The organism is Duganella sp. GW821-FHT07F09 (assembly GCF_059418705.1).
Window position 1 is genome coordinate 1 of record NZ_JBWKQJ010000047.1, and the last position, 546, is coordinate 546.

A 546-nucleotide genomic window follows, 5' to 3' on the forward strand; every position below is an offset into this window, starting at 1 on the left:
ATCGGAGCCCACGCCGCCGTCGAGGAGGTCGTCGCCGTTGCCGCCCTCGAGCGAGTCGTTGCCCTCGCCGCCGAACAGCGTATCATTCCCGCCGACTCCGGTCAGGGTATCGTTTCCACTGCCGCCGTCGAGCAAGTCGGCGCCTTCGTGGGCATAGAGGTAATCGTTGCCACCCAACCCATAGATGCGGTTTCCCGCACCGGCGTAAGCGCTGATGGTCTCCGCGCTGTCTGTACCAATGGTATTGACCCGCGCCAGGATCGCGGCGGTATCCCAAGTGACGCCGTCGCTGAACTTAAACTGTTCGACCTTTTTGCCTGGGTAGGAATTATTGAAATAATCAGAGGACGTCAATTGATCGGTGGTCCCATACCGTAAAACCAGATCATTGCCCTTGCGCTCGATTGTGGTCAATTCGGTCGATTGCACATCGGCAAATTGCACGGTATCGACACCAGTGGCCGACGCGTCTTCCTTGATCGTATCGGGGCCGGCCCCTTTCGCCAGCAGGTAGGTATCGCTGCCGACGCCACCATTGAGGACATC

General features: G+C 59.0%; 1 protein-coding gene. It reads right to left on the bottom strand.

All coding sequences use genetic code 11. The features are described from left to right. A partial coding sequence (locus tag AC07P1_RS33730) for a calcium-binding protein (RefSeq protein WP_494699951.1) occupies positions 1-546 on the bottom strand: 546 nt, incomplete at both ends.